Genomic DNA, 14,537 nt, shown 5'->3' on the forward strand with positions numbered 1-14,537 from the left:
TGATATTCCCCCTATTAGTTGTTTTCCAGCGCTCTTTTTAAGACTGCCATCCTTATAAAAACTCCATTTTCCATTTGCTTGAAGATTCTTGATTGATCACATTCCACCAGAGAATCTGCTATCTCGACCCCTCGGTTGACAGGTGCGGGATGCAGGATGATCCCTTTTTCTTTCATTCTTTCTTTTCTGCTGACAGTCAGACCGAAGCTTTCATGATATTCTTCCCTGGTAAGAAGGGAAGTGCTGCTGTGACGCTCATGCTGAATCCGCAGAAGCATCACTGCATCTGACGCAGCGATACTTTCATCGACTGTCATATAACTGTCTTGATATTCAGGCGGGAACCATTCCCGCGGTCCCGAAAAAACGACTTTCGCTCCCAATTTTGTCAGTGCCTCTGCATTGGAGCGCGCTACCCGGCTGTGTGCAATATCACCAATGATTGCCACTTGCAGATTTTCAAATCCACCGAATTCCTGACGTATCGTCAGGAGATCCAAAAGGCACTGAGTAGGATGGTTCCCACATCCGTCGCCACCGTTAATCACCTTGGTTTTCAAGCCTCCAAGTTCGTCAAAGTAGCGCTCCAGGTCGTGCCTGATGACGACTGCTTCCACCCCGATTGCTTCAAGGGTCCGAACTGTGTCATATAAGGATTCACCTTTTTGGACACTTGATGTTTGAGCTTCGAAAGGAATGACTTCAAGCCCCAGCTTTCTTTCTGCCATTTCAAAACTGCATTTGGTCCTTGTACTTGCTTCAAAGAAAAGGTTCGCCACATATTTAGACGTTCCTTGATTCCAGGACTCTCCATCTTTAAATCTTTCCGCCTGGTCAAGGATGTTCATGATTTCTTCTGGTGCCAATTCATTCATTGTCAATAAATCCTTCACAATGGACCCTCCTAAAAAAACCACCCTGTCAAGGTTAGACAGGGTGGTTTTGAACATACGTACATGGTGACCTGGGGGTACACTGCTCCCCTGTCCCGTTCAATTTCACCCTTGTAGACTCTCTGGACTAATTTAAAAGGTGGTTCTATGCAACTTCACTTTTTGAAGATTGTTCTTCTTTGAATAAATCTTGATTTCCTTCACTTTCTTCTCTTCCCGGTAAGACCAGGTTCAATACTACTCCGACAATCGCAGCCAGTGCCATTCCCGATAGTGAAACTTCATCGTTCACTTTTACGAATGCTCCTCCTACACCGATGACAAGGATGACAGAAGAGATCACCAGGTTGCGCTTGTTCCCAAGGTCCACTTTATTGTCGATCAGCATGCGAAGACCGCTGGATGCGATGATTCCGAACAGCAGGATCGAGACACCACCCATTACCGCTGAAGGAATCGAACCGATCAGTGCCGTGATTTTTCCGATGAACCCGAATGCGATTGCAAGCACCGCGGCACCGGCTATGACGAATACGCTGAATACCCGTGTGATGGCGAGGACTCCGATATTTTCACCGTAAGTCGTATTTGGCGGTCCTCCGAGCATGGATGCAATCACAGTTGCAACCCCGTCTCCGAGAATCGAGCGGTGAAGTCCCGGCTTTTCAATGAAGTTCCTGCCTACCACTTTGCTCAATACCATCTGGTCACCCGTATGCTCTGCGAGTGTGACGAGCGCTACCGGCACCATGATCGAGACGATTTCCCAAGAGAAGCTTGGCGTATAGTCTGCAAACGGGATGAAGAAGTCCGGCATCTGAAAGAATGGTGCGTCGATGACTTTCTGGAAGTCAACCAGTCCTGCGAATACCGCAATGATGTATCCTCCCACGATCCCTGCAAGTATCGGGACCATTCCCAGGAAGCCTTTGAAGTAAATCGAGCAGATTACCGTGATCGCGAGTGTTGCCAGTGCTACCATGAAATGCGTGTTGCTGTAAACCAGATTCTCTGCACCCGGGTTCTCATACATCGCCATGTTGACTGCAGTACCTGCAAGACCAAGACCGATGACCATGATGACAGGGCCGACCACAATCGGCGGCAGAATTCGGGTTAGCCATTTTAACCCCAGTTTTGAAATAAGCAGTGCCACTATTCCGTAGACAATCCCTGCCAGGAAGCTTCCCATCATGGCAGCCTGTGGCCCGCCCAGACTTTTCGCTGCAAGGATCGGTGCGATGAAGGCAAAGGATGACCCGAGGTAGGCCGGAATCCTGCCTTTTGTGATGAGCAGGTATGCCAACGTTCCCAATCCGCTTGATATCAGGGCAACGCCCGGGCTTAACCCTACCAGGAAAGGAACCAATACCGTTGCTCCGAACATGGCAAAAAGATGCTGTATGCTAAGCGTAAGCCATTTCCCCGGATTCGGTCTTTCTTCTACATCAAGAACTATTTTTTGATTTTCATTCATTGCTTGTTCCTCCCTTGAATCTCTTTTTCCCATAAAAAAACCCTCTTTGTCCTGTAAGAGGGCACAAAGAGGGTATAAGAAGGCCTTCAGCACTTCATTCCCATCCTTTGTCTGCCTCTCTGGACCGATTTTAAAAGGATTATCCTTTATTCTTTTTCATGTATGGTGACCTGTTCTTCCCCGTCTACTTCCGAAAGTGAAACCATGATTTTTTCAGAGCCTGAAGTCGGGATGTTCTTTCCGACAAAGTCCGCCCTGATCGGAAGCTCACGGTGACCCCTGTCTACCAGGACAGCGAGCTGGATCTGGCTTGGCCTTCCGAGGTCCATCAGAGCATCAAGGCCTGCACGAACCGTTCTCCCTGTGAAAAGTACGTCATCAATCAGGATGACTTTTTTATTAGTGATATCCACCGGGAGATCCGATCCCTTCACTTCCGGCTCATTATCTTCCGTCTTTTTGCTGAGATCATCCCTGTAAAGTGTAATGTCGATTTCACCGACAGGAATCTCCTCTCCTTCTATATCATGAATGCGTTCTGCCAGGCGTTTTGCAATGTAGATCCCCCTGGTCTTGATGCCGACGAGGACACAGTTCTCGATTCCTTTATTCCGTTCGATGATTTCATGGGCGATACGCGTCAATGCCCTCCTGATTGCGGGCTGATCCAATACCGTAGCTTTTTTAGTCATGACTGCACCTCTTTTCACCTGATTTTTATATCCATAAAAAATCCCTCTCACCGTTTGGATGAGAGGGCACACTTATCGTTTCATAATCACTGCACGCCAGTAATTTGTCGTACATTGCTCCTTCTCAGCCTCACGGGACCGTATTAAAGGTGTTATTCAATTAACTAAATGGTACAGGCTGCCGCCGCGTTTGTCAATGGTTATTTTTCAACTGCGTCAACAACAGCATGAATTCCTTTGGCAGCTCTGCCTGGAATTCCATATATTCATCCGTCCTTGGATGGTTGAAGCCGAGAACGCCGGCATGAAGTGCCTGTCCGTCTATATTCAGCGTTTTCCGGGGTCCGTATTTAGGGTCTCCTGCCAGTGGATAACCGATATACTTCATATGGACGCGTATTTGATGGGTCCTGCCTGTTTCGAGTTCACACTGTACCAACGTGAAGTCCTTGAATCGTTCCAGTACTTTAAAGTGAGTGACGGCATTCTTACCGTTATCCACGACTGTCATACTCTGGCGGTCTTTTGGATCCCGGCCGATCGGAGCATCAATCGTCCCGTATTCATGAGGGATCGTTCCATGGACGATGGCTGTGTATTTTCTCGTTACCGTCTTTGCCACGAGCTGATTGACAAGATGTTCATGTGCAAGGTCATTCTTTGCAACCATCAATAAACCGGATGTATCTTTATCGATTCGATGTACGATGCCCGGTCTTAATACACCATTGATGCCTGAAAGATCTTTACAATGATACATCAGTCCATTCACCATCGTACCGGAATAATGGCCGGGTGCTGGATGGACAACCATCCCCTTTGGCTTATTGACTACAATGACATCCGAATCTTCATATGTGATGTCCAGATGAAGATTCTCCGGTTCGACATCTAGTCCTTCGGGTTCGGGGATCGTAACTGTAATTGTTGATTCAGCCGGACATTTGAAGTTTGGCTTGACCTTTTCTTCATCCACTTTAATATGGCCGTCTTTGATCCACTGCTGGACCTGTGACCGGGACCATTCTTTATTCAATCCGCTGACAATCTTATCGATACGTTCACCCTGCTCATTCTGTTGTATGATATGTTGAATTACTTCCATTCTGTTTCTCCTTCTTTGCTTTTCGTTCGTCCAGATACATGTATATGATTAATAGTGCCACTCCAATTGTCAATGCTGCATCGGCAATATTGAATATCGGGAAATCATAGGAAAAAATATATGTATTCAAAAAATCGACTACTTCTTTTCGGAAGATACGGTCAATAAAGTTTCCAATCGCCCCTCCAAGCATAAATGCGAGGCTTATACTGAATAAAGCCCTGCCTTTTGCATGGACCTGCATATAATACACAATACCTACAATAACTATTAACGTAATAATGTAAAAAAACCACATTTGCCCCTGGAGTATTCCCCATGCAGCACCTTGATTCCGATGAGAGGTCAAGTAGAAAACGTTTTGGATGATTTCTATACTTTCCCCTTCTGTCATCTTTTTCACAACCAACCACTTCGTCAGCTGATCCAATCCAATTACAACCAAAGCCACTAAATAATAAAACACAAAGGCAACCTCCACATCGTAAGAAATGATTACCTTTGCATTTTAGCATAAACAATAAAATAAAGACACTTAATACTAGAGAAAAGATTGTTTACCTTCCCAAATGTATTTTCCCGTATTGCCTCCAGTCATGAACCTCTCTCAATGAAGTAACAGTCGGGTTCATTTTGATCAGATCAAAGGGAATTTCTTCGCCGCTCATCTCACAGAGTCCGAAACGATCCTGAGATGCAAGATGAAGCGCATGCTTGACATCTGAAATTTCCTCATTGATAAAATGTTGGATTAGCGGGTGTTGAGATCGACTTGCCTCCAGCTCTTTTAAAGACGCTGTCAATTCCTGTATGATGGATGTGTATCGGTCATATGTCATCTTGATCCCTCCATTAATAGTATGGAGGAAAGCAAAATAAAGTTGTCTTGCAAGATATAGTAATTATGGAAGTGGGCCGTTCAATGACATAACCGCGCCATTTTGAGAAATTTGTCAATGATTTCATTATTAAAAAAGCCAAAACATAATTGGTTCTGTTACAATTCCGCTAATGATTTCCGTGCAAGACTTCGCTTTCCGCGGGTAGCCCGTGAGCCTCCTCAGAGCTTGCGCTCCTGCGGGGTCTCACATTAGCTACTCTTCCCGCAGGAGTCTTCGTCTTGCACTCCAATCAATCGCTGGAAAGGGCTAACATTTAACTGTACATTTAAACAAAAAAACCCTAACTATTTTGCTTACCTGAGGCAAATTAGTTAGGGTTTTGCTAAGACCAAGACAATTTATGTCCCAATCACTAACATATATTTTATGCTAAATGAGAATAGTTTTCTTTAACTACGGAAGCACATCGCGTGCATAGTTCCGGGTGATCTTTGTCTTCTCCGACTGTGGTAGTGACAACCCAGCAGCGATCACATGTTTCGCCTTTGGCTTTTTCAACGACAATGTTGTTTTGACCGACTGTTAAAGCGTGTTCCGGCGCATCACTTGCTCCACCGCCGATTTCAATAGCTGAAACGATGAACAATTGCTTCAGGTCTTCTGAAATTGAATTCAGTAAGGATTTTGTTTCATCATCAACGTAAAGAGTCACTTTTGCCGTTAATGATTTACCAATCACTTTTTGGTTTCGTGCTTCTTCGAGAGCTTTCAATACATCGTCACGCAGTTCCAGGAATGCATTCCATTTTTTCTTAAGCTCTTCGGCATTAGACAATTCCTTCAATTCCGGCATATCCGTTAATTGTACACTATCTCCCTCTGCTCCTGGGACATGGGCCCAAACTTCGTCTGCGGTATGAGAAAGGATAGGTGACATCAATTTCGCAAGAACAACCAAAGCCTCATGCAATACAGTCTGCATCGCCCGACGCTCATAATTGTCCTTGGCTTCGATATATAATACATCTTTTGCAAAATCAAGATAGAATGAGCTCAAGTCTAATGTACAGAAGTTATTGACCGCATGGTAAATGCTTGCAAATTCGTAGTTGTCATATGATTTTTTAACATTTTTAACCAGATCATTCAGTTTGACCATCATAAACTGATCTACTTCACGAAGATTATCATAAGATACTGAATCGGCTTTTGGATCAAAATCAGCCAGGTTCCCAAGAAGGAATCGATACGTGTTACGGATTTTTCTGTATACTTCAGCCACTTGTTTCAAAATCGGATCAGATACGCGGACATCTGATTGATAATCGACTGAAGCCACCCATAGGCGCAGGATATCTGCTCCGAGTTGTTTCATGACTTTTTCCGGCACAACCACGTTTCCAAGTGATTTACTCATCTTTCTGCCTTCTCCATCCAGTGCAAATCCATGACTCAGAACACCTTTATAAGGTGCTTTTCCTGTTACTGCCACACCTGTCGTAAGGGATGAATTGAACCAGCCGCGATACTGATCGGAACCTTCAAGGTAGAGGTCTGCAGGGCGCTGCAGGTCATCACGTGCTTCCAGCACTGCCTGATGGGAAGACCCGGAGTCAAACCAGACATCCATGATATCCTGTTCTTTAGTGAAAACTCCATTCGGGCTTCCTTCATGGGTAAATCCTTCTGGAAGAAGGTCTTTCGCTTCTTTTTCAAACCAGATATTTGAACCATGTTCTCTGAATAATGCAGATACGTGATCAATCGTTTCATCCGTGATGATTTCTTCGCCATTTTCAGCGTAGAAGACCGGGATCGGAACACCCCAGGCACGCTGTCTTGAAATACACCAGTCTCCGCGGTCCCTTACCATATTGAAGAGGCGTGTCTCCCCCCAATTTGGCACCCATTTTGTATCCTTAACAGCCTGCAGGAGCTCATCACGGAACTTATCGATGGAAGCGAACCATTGAGCTGTAGCTCTGAAAATAACCGGCTTCTTCGTACGCCAATCATGGGGATATGAGTGCGTGATGAAGTTCAACTTCAATAATGCCCCGGCTTCCTCAAGCTTTTCAGTAATAGGTTTATTTGCTTTGTCATAGAATAGACCTTCGAATCCGGGTGCTTCAGAAGTCATTACACCCTTATCATCAACAGGGCACAATACGTCCAATCCGTACTTTTTACCGACAAGGAAGTCATCTTCCCCGTGACCGGGAGCCGTGTGTACACACCCTGTACCTGAGTCAGTTGTAACGTGATCACCAAGGATTACAAGTGATTCACGGTCATAAATCGGATGTTTCGCTTTCATGCGCTCAAGCTCTGCGCCTTTGACATTTTTCGTTACGTTGTAATCTGCCCATTCAAGGTTTTCTGCAACATCTTCGAGCAGATCTTCCGCAACGACATAGGTGTGGTCATTGACGGATACAACAGCGTATGTGAGATCCTGGTGGACCGCGATCCCAAGATTCGCCGGAATCGTCCATGGAGTTGTCGTCCAGATGATGAATTGAGTGCCGGTTTCCAGGATGCCTTTTCCATCGGTCACGCTGAACCCAACATAAATGGATGGTGAACGCTTATCCTGATATTCGATTTCTGCTTCAGCAAGAGCAGATTCACTTGAAGGGGACCAATAGACAGGTTTTTTCCCTTTATAGATATACCCTTTCTTCGCCATATCACCGAACACTTTGATTTGTTGTGCTTCGTATTCTGGTTTTAATGTGATATAAGGATTTTCCCAGTCTCCGCGCACGCCCAGCTGTTTAAATTGAGTGCGCTGGATATCAACTTGCTCATATGCGTATTCCTCACATAACTTACGGAATTCTGCAACGGTCATTTCTTTTCTTTTTACACCTTTATTTGTAAGTGCCTGCTCGATCGGAAGACCGTGAGTATCCCAGCCCGGCACATATGGTGCGTGGAACCCGTTCATCGATTTGTATCGTACGATGAAGTCCTTCAAGATCTTATTCAGGGCATGCCCCATGTGGAGGTTCCCATTTGCATAGGGAGGTCCGTCATGAAGGACAAACAGTGGACGGCCCTGTGTCCGTTCCTGTACCTTCTTGTAAATATCCATCTCTTCCCACTTCTGTTGTGTTTCAGGTTCTCTTTTAGGCAGGTTCCCTCTCATCGGGAACTCTGTTTTCGGCATCAATAAAGTATCTTTGTACTCCATAGCTAAATCCTCCTTCAGCATGATCGTTATTGCCATCTTTTCTACTTTCTTAGGTGTTTAATCATATCAGTACAACAAAAAAAAGCTTTCTCATCCCTGAAAAGGGACGAGAAAGCTTTCCCGCGGTACCACCCTCATAAAAATATCCAGCAGGATATTTTCACTCGTTTCATTCGTAACGTGAATAAACGCCAAACACTAGTCATCCCAATTGCATTGGGGATTTCATGCATGGAGCTCAAGGGTGATTTTCCGCAACTATCTCCTTACCGGGCTTCCACCATCCCCGGCTCGCTATATAGGAATGAAAGTAGAAACGTACTGTCCCTATCACAGCTTTTGTAATGGCAAATAAGATTGTTTTTTAATTATATGAAAAGAACGCAGCTTTCGTCAAGACAGTGTCTCTTCTTCTTTCAATGTTTTTAATTCAGTGGCATCCAAATCGAATTCCATCAGCTTATCCCAATCATCTGTACCCAGAAGATCCAGCTGAGCTTCGATCAGCATCTTGAAGCGTGTACGGAATACTTTTGACTGTTTTTTAAGTTCTTCAATTTCAATTGCAATCTTTCTGGCTTTTGACAATGATTCATTAACAATCCTGTCAGCATTTTTTTCTGCTTCTTTTATGATCAATTTTGCTTCCTTAGTAGCATTCCGTTTTACTTCTTCCCCTGCTTCCTGAGCGATGACGATGGATTTGTTGAGGGTTTCCTCAATGGTTGTAAAGTGACCTAAACGTTCATTCAACGCATTCAGCCGTTCCTCAGTTTCTTTCTTTTCACGGATAAGGATCTCATAATCTTTGATGATCTGGTCTAAAAATTCATTGACCTCATCCTCATCGTAGCCGCGAAAACCACGGCTGAATTCTTTGTTATGTATGTCTAACGGCGTTAAAGGCATGGGAGCCACCTCCAGTACTTGTTGAATTACATTTTTTATTATAACTAAAATTTCGACAACTTGTGGGTAAATTCCTTTATTTTTCTTTAAATTATTTCAAAATCCCCAAAGAAATGCGCCATTTTTCGCGTTTTGTCCTTCCTTCTATCGAAATCAGCTTACTTCTGCCGAAACCTCTTACTGATAGAACATCGCCTGCTTCGACTTCGAGGGAGGCATTTTCGGTAATCTTCCAATTCAATTTCACAAGATTGCTTTTGATATAGGTCTGAGCTTTTTGCCGTGAGATATTATAAATTGCAGACATAACTGCATCAAGCCTCAGGGAACTCACGGTGGTCACCTTCTCATGCCATTCTTCCTTTGTTTCAATCACTTCATTCATAGAGACTTCCTGTAATGCCACCTTTGTTTTTCCAATATGAGTTAATTCCATCCTGACATACTCTGATATTTCTTCAGCCAGTAACAGCTGGATCTTATCGTCGCCTGTAAGGATATCCCCGAATTTCTCACGCTTCAACCCCAGTGACATTATGCTTCCCAACACATGCTTGTGTTCTATTGTAACAAACTTGCCCGGGTACTCAATCTCAAATAACCGTATACCATAATCTTCTTCCACAGGGTGGAAATAGGAGGGATACAAAAGCGCCCTTTTTCTTTCTGTACTTTCAGGATAAAAAGAGAGCTTCACCTCGTCGTTCTGGCCGATGATCGATTGCAGGACATGCTGCTGCCTGGGGTCAAGAAAGTCCGTCCGCTTTGGTGCGTATTGGTTTTCCACCTGTTCTCTCCATGCAAGGACCCCATCGACAAATTCTTTTTCTTCCTGCCTGAAATGTTGATGAATGGACATCATTTCACCTCTTTGTACCTTTTTGAGTGCACTAACTGAAAAATGAAAGAGCTGAAACTGGTTTTTATGTTTCAGCTCTTTCATTTTTACAACTCACAGATCTAGATGAACCATAAGAATAGTTGGCGAAGGCCCATCTGAGCCAAATTCAACACAATGAATGCAACGATTGGCGAAATATCGATCATTCCAAGCGGAGGCACGAACCTTCTGAATGGTTCGAGATAAGGTTCACAGATCCTCGCAAGAAATTGACCAATGGATGATTCCTTGGCGTTCGGGAACCATGACATTAATATATAAATAATTAATGCCCATGAATAAAGCTGAATGAGTGTAGATAAAACGTCAAAAACAAATGCCATAATTTACATTACCACCTTGAATCAGATATGTCTTCTTCTTTCAGGAACTCAGAAATGTTCCCGCTCACTTCCACATTATCCGGTGTACAGAGGAAAATATCCATGCCTACACGCTGGATGTCCCCTCCTATTGCATAAACGGTACCGCTCAGGAAATCAACGATACGCTTTGCTTGATCATGCTGGATTCTTTGGAGGTTCACAAGGACGGACCTTCTATTTTTCAGATGATCGGCAATCTCTTGGGCCTCTGCATAAACCCTTGGTTCCAAAAGTATCACTTTGGAGGATTTTTGGACGCTCTGAAGACTGACTACATTCTGTTTTGTTTGTGCGGAAGGTTGGGTTTTCATTTTCTTTTTCTCCTCGAATTCTTCTTCGTATCTCTCATCTTCTTCATAATCATATTCTTCCTCATCCAGTAAAAAGAACGTTTTCAATTTAGATTTTATGCCCATTTGCGTACATCCCCTCTCAGTCATTTCCAACTAACGCTGATCCAATACGGATAAAAGTGGCTCCTTCTTCTATTGCAATCTTATAATCATTACTCATCCCCATTGATAGCTCTGTACATGGTGCATATGGTAAATCCAAGGAATGAATGTTCTCCTGAAGCTCCCTTAACGAGCGAAAGCATTTTCGCAGGAAATGCTCATCATCGGTATGAGGCGCCATTGTCATCAAGCCGACCACCTTAACAGCAGGATAATCCTTGAGGCTCCTGATGAATCCTTCTACTTCCTGCGGTTCCATGCCGTGTTTCGAATCCTCGCCGGATACATTCACCTGAACGAAACAAGATATGGGCTTGTCTGCCCTTTTGTCGATTTCCTTGGCAAGGGAAAGCCTGTCCAAAGAATGTATGTATGAAACTTTATCAATAATATTCTTGACCTTCCTCGATTGCAGTGTTCCGATGAAATGCCACCGCGGCCGGCCTTTTAATACTTCCCATTTTTCTAAAAGTCCCGAGTCCCTGTTTTCACCCAAATGAATCAAGCCTGCCTGAATGGCCTCTTCGGCTCTTTCTGTTGAAACATATTTCGTTACAGCAACAATATTGATTTCATCAGGGTTCCTTCCAATTTCCGAACAAGTTTCTTTTATTTGATTTTCTATCAATTCCAGTTTTTCTGCTACTTTCATTTCATTACTCCTTCCAGCCGATAAAACTCATCATTCTTCCTGTATTCCCTTCATCTCTCCGAAAAGAATAAAAATCATCGCTGCAGGAAGAACAATAACCAGAAGTATGGATTTGTTCCTCATCCAGACCGTATTGAAGAAGCAAAAGCCTGTTCACTTCCTTCAAATCCAGATGATACTGTCCCTCTTCCTTTAAATTATAGGGTAAGTCGCCCCCATCTTCTAGTACTTTTTTTACTCCATCCATCACTCTGTCATCGACAACATAGCAATTTCGGCATATGGAGGGGCCGATGACGGCTTCAATATCACTCACCCTTGACCCTGTCTCCAGGAATCTCGTGATTACGGCCGGCCCGATTTTCCCTACTGTACCCTTCCAGCCGGCATGCGCAGCCCCGATCTTACCGGTATGCTTATCAAGGAAATAGAGAGGCACACAATCTGCATAACACATCGTCAATAGAATACCTTTGTGACTTGTAACAAAACCATCCGTATCCTTAATACTAGTGGAATAATTCGTACTTCCCCTTCCACGCTCTAAAGGATCCACTGTATGGACATTGTTTCCATGGGTCTGTTCGGCAGCTGTCCATTTGTCCAAAGGAAAGTGAAGGGATTGAGCAATCTTTCCCTTGTTCTTTACAACATCATAGCTTTCGTCACCGACATGAAGTCCCATATTCAATGACGCATAGCAGCCTTTGCTTTCCCCTCCATTTCTGGTGGTTATGCCCGCTTTCAGCCCCGGGAAATCATCAGTCCAGGCCTTAATGGTATATATGGATTCCGTCTCTTTATAAAAAGGATCTTTAGACACGAGTTGATCTCCTTCTTTTTTTATAAGTGTACCACAGATACTGAATATTCGTCATTTTTCAAGGAGATTCTTTAGGTTCCTCAAGCTGTCCTTGTATATAGTGACTCTCTTTATGTCGAACAAGGATGACATCTTCACCAATCTTCACGATACTTTTCCAAGGGATGACAACATCTTCTTCCTTTCCAAAGAACCCCAATAATTTGCCGCCGGTTCCGATTACGATGGCTTCAATCCTACCTGTATCCAGGTTGATTTCAATATCCCCTATATTCCCCAGTTTCTTTCCATCCGATATATTCACAACATCTTTGATTTGGAATTCAGAAATTCGTACCAAGCGATTCCCCTCCTGCATGCTTTTGAATGTCACCCGGCGCAAACATCATTCACCGTATTATATTGTATGCAGGAAAAAGAAAGGCAGACCCCGGAATTAAGGATCTGCCTTTTCTCGATTTGTCCAGGAGAGGTTCCGTTTATCTCATGGATTTCTCTCTTATTGGATATTCTTATTCATTTGTTTGATTGCTGCTTTCTCCAAACGGGATACTTGAGCTTGTGAAATCCCGATTTCGTCAGCAACTTCCATTTGGGTTTTTCCTTGGAAAAAGCGTTTACTGATGATCAGCTTTTCCCTGTCATTCAATCTCCGCATACCTTCCTGTAATGCGATTTCCTCAATCCAATGAAAGTCACGGTTCCGTTCATCGCTAAGCTGGTCCATTACAAAGATAGGATCTCCCCCATCATTATATATGGGCTCGAATAAGGAAACCGGATCCTGGATGGCGTCCAGGGCAAAGACAATTTCTTCATGCGGGACATCAAGAACCTTGGCAATTTCTTCGGCTGTCGGTTCTTTGGACGTTTCACTCATAAGCCTTTCCCTTACTTGCAGGGCCTTGTAAGCTATGTCACGCAGAGAGCGCGAGACGCGTATGGGATTATTGTCGCGCAGGTAGCGGCGAATCTCCCCAATGATCATTGGTACTGCATAGGTGGAGAACCGTACATTTTGACCTAAATCAAAGTTATCGATTGATTTCATCAAACCAATACATCCGACTTGAAACAAGTCATCCACATACTCACCACGGTTGTTAAAGCGTTGAATTACACTTAAGACGAGACGTAAATTACCATTAACAAGCTTCTCTCTTGCTGATATGTCACCAGCTTGCATTTGTTTGAACAGCACTCTCATTTCTTCATTCTTCAATACTGGTAATTTTGAAGTATCTACACCGCAAATCTCAACTTTATTTCGTGTCATTCTTTCCCCTCCTTGCAGGAGCTGTTGTACAAAATTCAGTATTTCCTTGAAGAGGAAAAATATGCATTTCATTTTGCCGGTGTAATGCTCAATTCCTCCAAACCCCTTACAAATACTAGAAAAAAATACGCGAAATATTTTTATTGAACGAACAAAAAGGCTGATCTTTTTAAAAGATCAGCCTTGAATTATCAAACCATTTTATTAAATTCTTTTTTCAGCCTCTTGATGATCCTTTTTTCCAGTCTGGATATATACGATTGGGATATCCCCAGCATATCAGCTACATCTTTCTGGGTCTTCTCTTCTTCCCCCATGAGGCCGAATCTAAGTTCCATTATTTGTTTTTCACGATCTGACAGCTGATGCAGAGCGTTAAACAACAGCTTTTTATCCACCGTCGCTTCCAGGTCTTTCGTAATAATGTCTTCGTCTGTCCCAAGAACATCTGACAGCAGTAATTCATTGCCGTCCCAATCTATATTCAGGGGCTCATCAAAGGAAACTTCCGATCTGATCTTATTGTTTCGTCTAAGATACATAAGAATTTCATTTTCTATGCACCTTGAGGCATAAGTAGCAAGTTTGATCTTTTTTTCGGGGTTGAAGGTATTGACTGCTTTAATCAGGCCTATTGTCCCAATGCTGATCAAGTCTTCAATGTTGATCCCTGTATTTTCAAATTTCCTGGCAATGTACACGACTAATCTAAGGTTACGTTCAATAAGGAGCGATCGTGCCGCTTTATCGCCATTGGGCAATTTATTAAGAAGAACTTCTTCTTCCTCTTTGCTAAGAGGGGGAGGCAGGGCCTCACTGCCTCCTATGTAGTAAATTTCGTCCGTCTTTATTCCAAGCTTGATTAATAATTTGTACCAAACATATAAAAATTTGATTTTTAATTTTTTCATCGTTGCTCCCCCTTCTATTTCTTTAGAATGTGAGTATAGT

General features: G+C 43.5%; 16 protein-coding genes and 1 other annotated feature. All 16 genes read right to left on the reverse strand.

From position 1 onward, the window contains the following. Window positions 1–14 precede the first annotated feature (14 nt). On the reverse strand, window positions 15–893 hold the full coding sequence (locus BHE18_RS07440) for an aspartate carbamoyltransferase catalytic subunit (protein ID WP_071617939.1): 879 nt from the start codon (window positions 891–893) through the stop codon (window positions 15–17). A 145-nt stretch (window positions 894–1,038) separates the two neighbouring features. Next, a complete protein-coding gene (locus BHE18_RS07445) occupies window positions 1,039–2,370 on the reverse strand; it encodes a uracil-xanthine permease family protein (RefSeq protein WP_071618275.1) in 1,332 nt (443 codons plus the stop codon). A 146-nt stretch (window positions 2,371–2,516) separates the two neighbouring features. Then, window positions 2,517–3,062 (reverse strand): bifunctional pyr operon transcriptional regulator/uracil phosphoribosyltransferase PyrR, encoded by a 546-nt coding sequence (pyrR, locus tag BHE18_RS07450; protein ID WP_071617940.1) that lies wholly within the window; start codon window positions 3,060–3,062, stop codon window positions 2,517–2,519. A 193-nt stretch (window positions 3,063–3,255) separates the two neighbouring features. Further along, a complete protein-coding gene (locus BHE18_RS07455; protein WP_071617941.1) occupies window positions 3,256–4,167 on the reverse strand; it encodes an RluA family pseudouridine synthase in 912 nt (303 codons plus the stop codon). Next, entirely contained in the window at window positions 4,133–4,633 is a 501-nt protein-coding gene (gene lspA / locus BHE18_RS07460; RefSeq protein WP_071617942.1) for a signal peptidase II, read from the reverse strand. The genes BHE18_RS07455 and lspA overlap by 35 nt, the downstream gene beginning before the upstream one ends. Window positions 4,634–4,724: 91 nt before the next feature. Continuing rightward, window positions 4,725–5,006, reverse strand: a complete 282-nt coding sequence (locus BHE18_RS07465) for a hypothetical protein (RefSeq protein ID WP_071617943.1) — start codon at window positions 5,004–5,006, stop codon at window positions 4,725–4,727. Between the two features lie 427 nt (window positions 5,007–5,433). Further along, entirely contained in the window at window positions 5,434–8,205 is a 2,772-nt protein-coding gene (gene ileS / locus BHE18_RS07470; RefSeq protein WP_071617944.1) for an isoleucine--tRNA ligase, read from the reverse strand. Window positions 8,206–8,304: 99 nt separating this feature from the next. After that, window positions 8,305–8,548 (reverse strand) — a binding site (T-box leader). A gap of 50 nt (window positions 8,549–8,598) precedes the next feature. Next, window positions 8,599–9,114: a DivIVA domain-containing protein gene (locus BHE18_RS07475; RefSeq protein WP_032088916.1), complete on the reverse strand. Its 516-nt coding sequence runs from the start codon at window positions 9,112–9,114 to the stop codon at window positions 8,599–8,601. 91 nt (window positions 9,115–9,205) lie between these two features. Further along, a complete protein-coding gene (locus tag BHE18_RS07480) occupies window positions 9,206–9,976 on the reverse strand; it encodes an RNA-binding protein (RefSeq protein WP_171910671.1) in 771 nt (256 codons plus the stop codon). Between the two features lie 98 nt (window positions 9,977–10,074). Next, window positions 10,075–10,338 carry a YggT family protein gene (locus BHE18_RS07485; RefSeq protein WP_071617945.1) on the reverse strand — a complete coding sequence of 88 codons (264 nt, stop codon included), beginning with the start codon at window positions 10,336–10,338 and terminating at the stop codon, window positions 10,075–10,077. A gap of 8 nt (window positions 10,339–10,346) precedes the next feature. Further along, a complete protein-coding gene (locus BHE18_RS07490; RefSeq protein ID WP_071617946.1) occupies window positions 10,347–10,796 on the reverse strand; it encodes a cell division protein SepF in 450 nt (149 codons plus the stop codon). 16 nt (window positions 10,797–10,812) lie between these two features. Continuing rightward, window positions 10,813–11,487 carry a YggS family pyridoxal phosphate-dependent enzyme gene (locus BHE18_RS07495; RefSeq protein ID WP_071617947.1) on the reverse strand — a complete coding sequence of 225 codons (675 nt, stop codon included), beginning with the start codon at window positions 11,485–11,487 and terminating at the stop codon, window positions 10,813–10,815. Between the two features lie 4 nt (window positions 11,488–11,491). Beyond that, window positions 11,492–12,310, reverse strand: a complete 819-nt coding sequence (gene pgeF, locus BHE18_RS07500) for a peptidoglycan editing factor PgeF (protein ID WP_083573658.1) — start codon at window positions 12,308–12,310, stop codon at window positions 11,492–11,494. Window positions 12,311–12,368: 58 nt separating this feature from the next. After that, complete coding sequence (locus tag BHE18_RS07505; protein WP_071617948.1) at window positions 12,369–12,650, reverse strand: YlmC/YmxH family sporulation protein; 282 nt, start codon at window positions 12,648–12,650, stop codon at window positions 12,369–12,371. A 159-nt stretch (window positions 12,651–12,809) separates the two neighbouring features. After that, window positions 12,810–13,586 carry an RNA polymerase sporulation sigma factor SigG gene (gene sigG / locus BHE18_RS07510; protein ID WP_071617949.1) on the reverse strand — a complete coding sequence of 259 codons (777 nt, stop codon included), beginning with the start codon at window positions 13,584–13,586 and terminating at the stop codon, window positions 12,810–12,812. 191 nt (window positions 13,587–13,777) lie between these two features. Next, window positions 13,778–14,497, reverse strand: a complete 720-nt coding sequence (sigE, locus tag BHE18_RS07515; RefSeq protein WP_071617950.1) for an RNA polymerase sporulation sigma factor SigE — start codon at window positions 14,495–14,497, stop codon at window positions 13,778–13,780. Window positions 14,498–14,537: the final 40 nt, after the last annotated feature.

The sequence above is a fragment of the Rossellomorea aquimaris genome, from assembly GCF_001877785.1.
Lineage (GTDB): Bacteria > Bacillota > Bacilli > Bacillales > Bacillaceae_B > Rossellomorea > Rossellomorea aquimaris_A.

Excerpts from the sequence above, each read along its gene's own strand:
- sigE (WP_071617950.1), bottom strand. The coding sequence starts at position 14,497 with ATGAAAAAATTAAAAATCAAATTTTTATATGTTTGGTACAAATTATTA.
- BHE18_RS07445 (WP_071618275.1), bottom strand. The coding sequence starts at position 2,370 with ATGAATGAAAATCAAAAAATAGTTCTTGATGTAGAAGAAAGACCGAAT.
- BHE18_RS07465 (WP_071617943.1), bottom strand. The coding sequence starts at position 5,006 with ATGACATATGACCGATACACATCCATCATACAGGAATTGACAGCGTCT.
- BHE18_RS07495 (WP_071617947.1), bottom strand. The coding sequence starts at position 11,487 with ATGAAAGTAGCAGAAAAACTGGAATTGATAGAAAATCAAATAAAAGAA.
- BHE18_RS07455 (WP_071617941.1), bottom strand. The coding sequence starts at position 4,167 with ATGGAAGTAATTCAACATATCATACAACAGAATGAGCAGGGTGAACGT.
- pyrR (WP_071617940.1), bottom strand. The coding sequence starts at position 3,062 with ATGACTAAAAAAGCTACGGTATTGGATCAGCCCGCAATCAGGAGGGCA.
- BHE18_RS07485 (WP_071617945.1), bottom strand. The coding sequence starts at position 10,338 with ATGGCATTTGTTTTTGACGTTTTATCTACACTCATTCAGCTTTATTCA.
- BHE18_RS07490 (WP_071617946.1), bottom strand. The coding sequence starts at position 10,796 with ATGGGCATAAAATCTAAATTGAAAACGTTCTTTTTACTGGATGAGGAA.
- BHE18_RS07480 (WP_171910671.1), bottom strand. The coding sequence starts at position 9,976 with ATGATGTCCATTCATCAACATTTCAGGCAGGAAGAAAAAGAATTTGTC.
- ileS (WP_071617944.1), bottom strand. The coding sequence starts at position 8,205 with ATGGAGTACAAAGATACTTTATTGATGCCGAAAACAGAGTTCCCGATG.
- BHE18_RS07475 (WP_032088916.1), bottom strand. The coding sequence starts at position 9,114 with ATGCCTTTAACGCCGTTAGACATACATAACAAAGAATTCAGCCGTGGT.
- sigG (WP_071617949.1), bottom strand. The coding sequence starts at position 13,586 with ATGACACGAAATAAAGTTGAGATTTGCGGTGTAGATACTTCAAAATTA.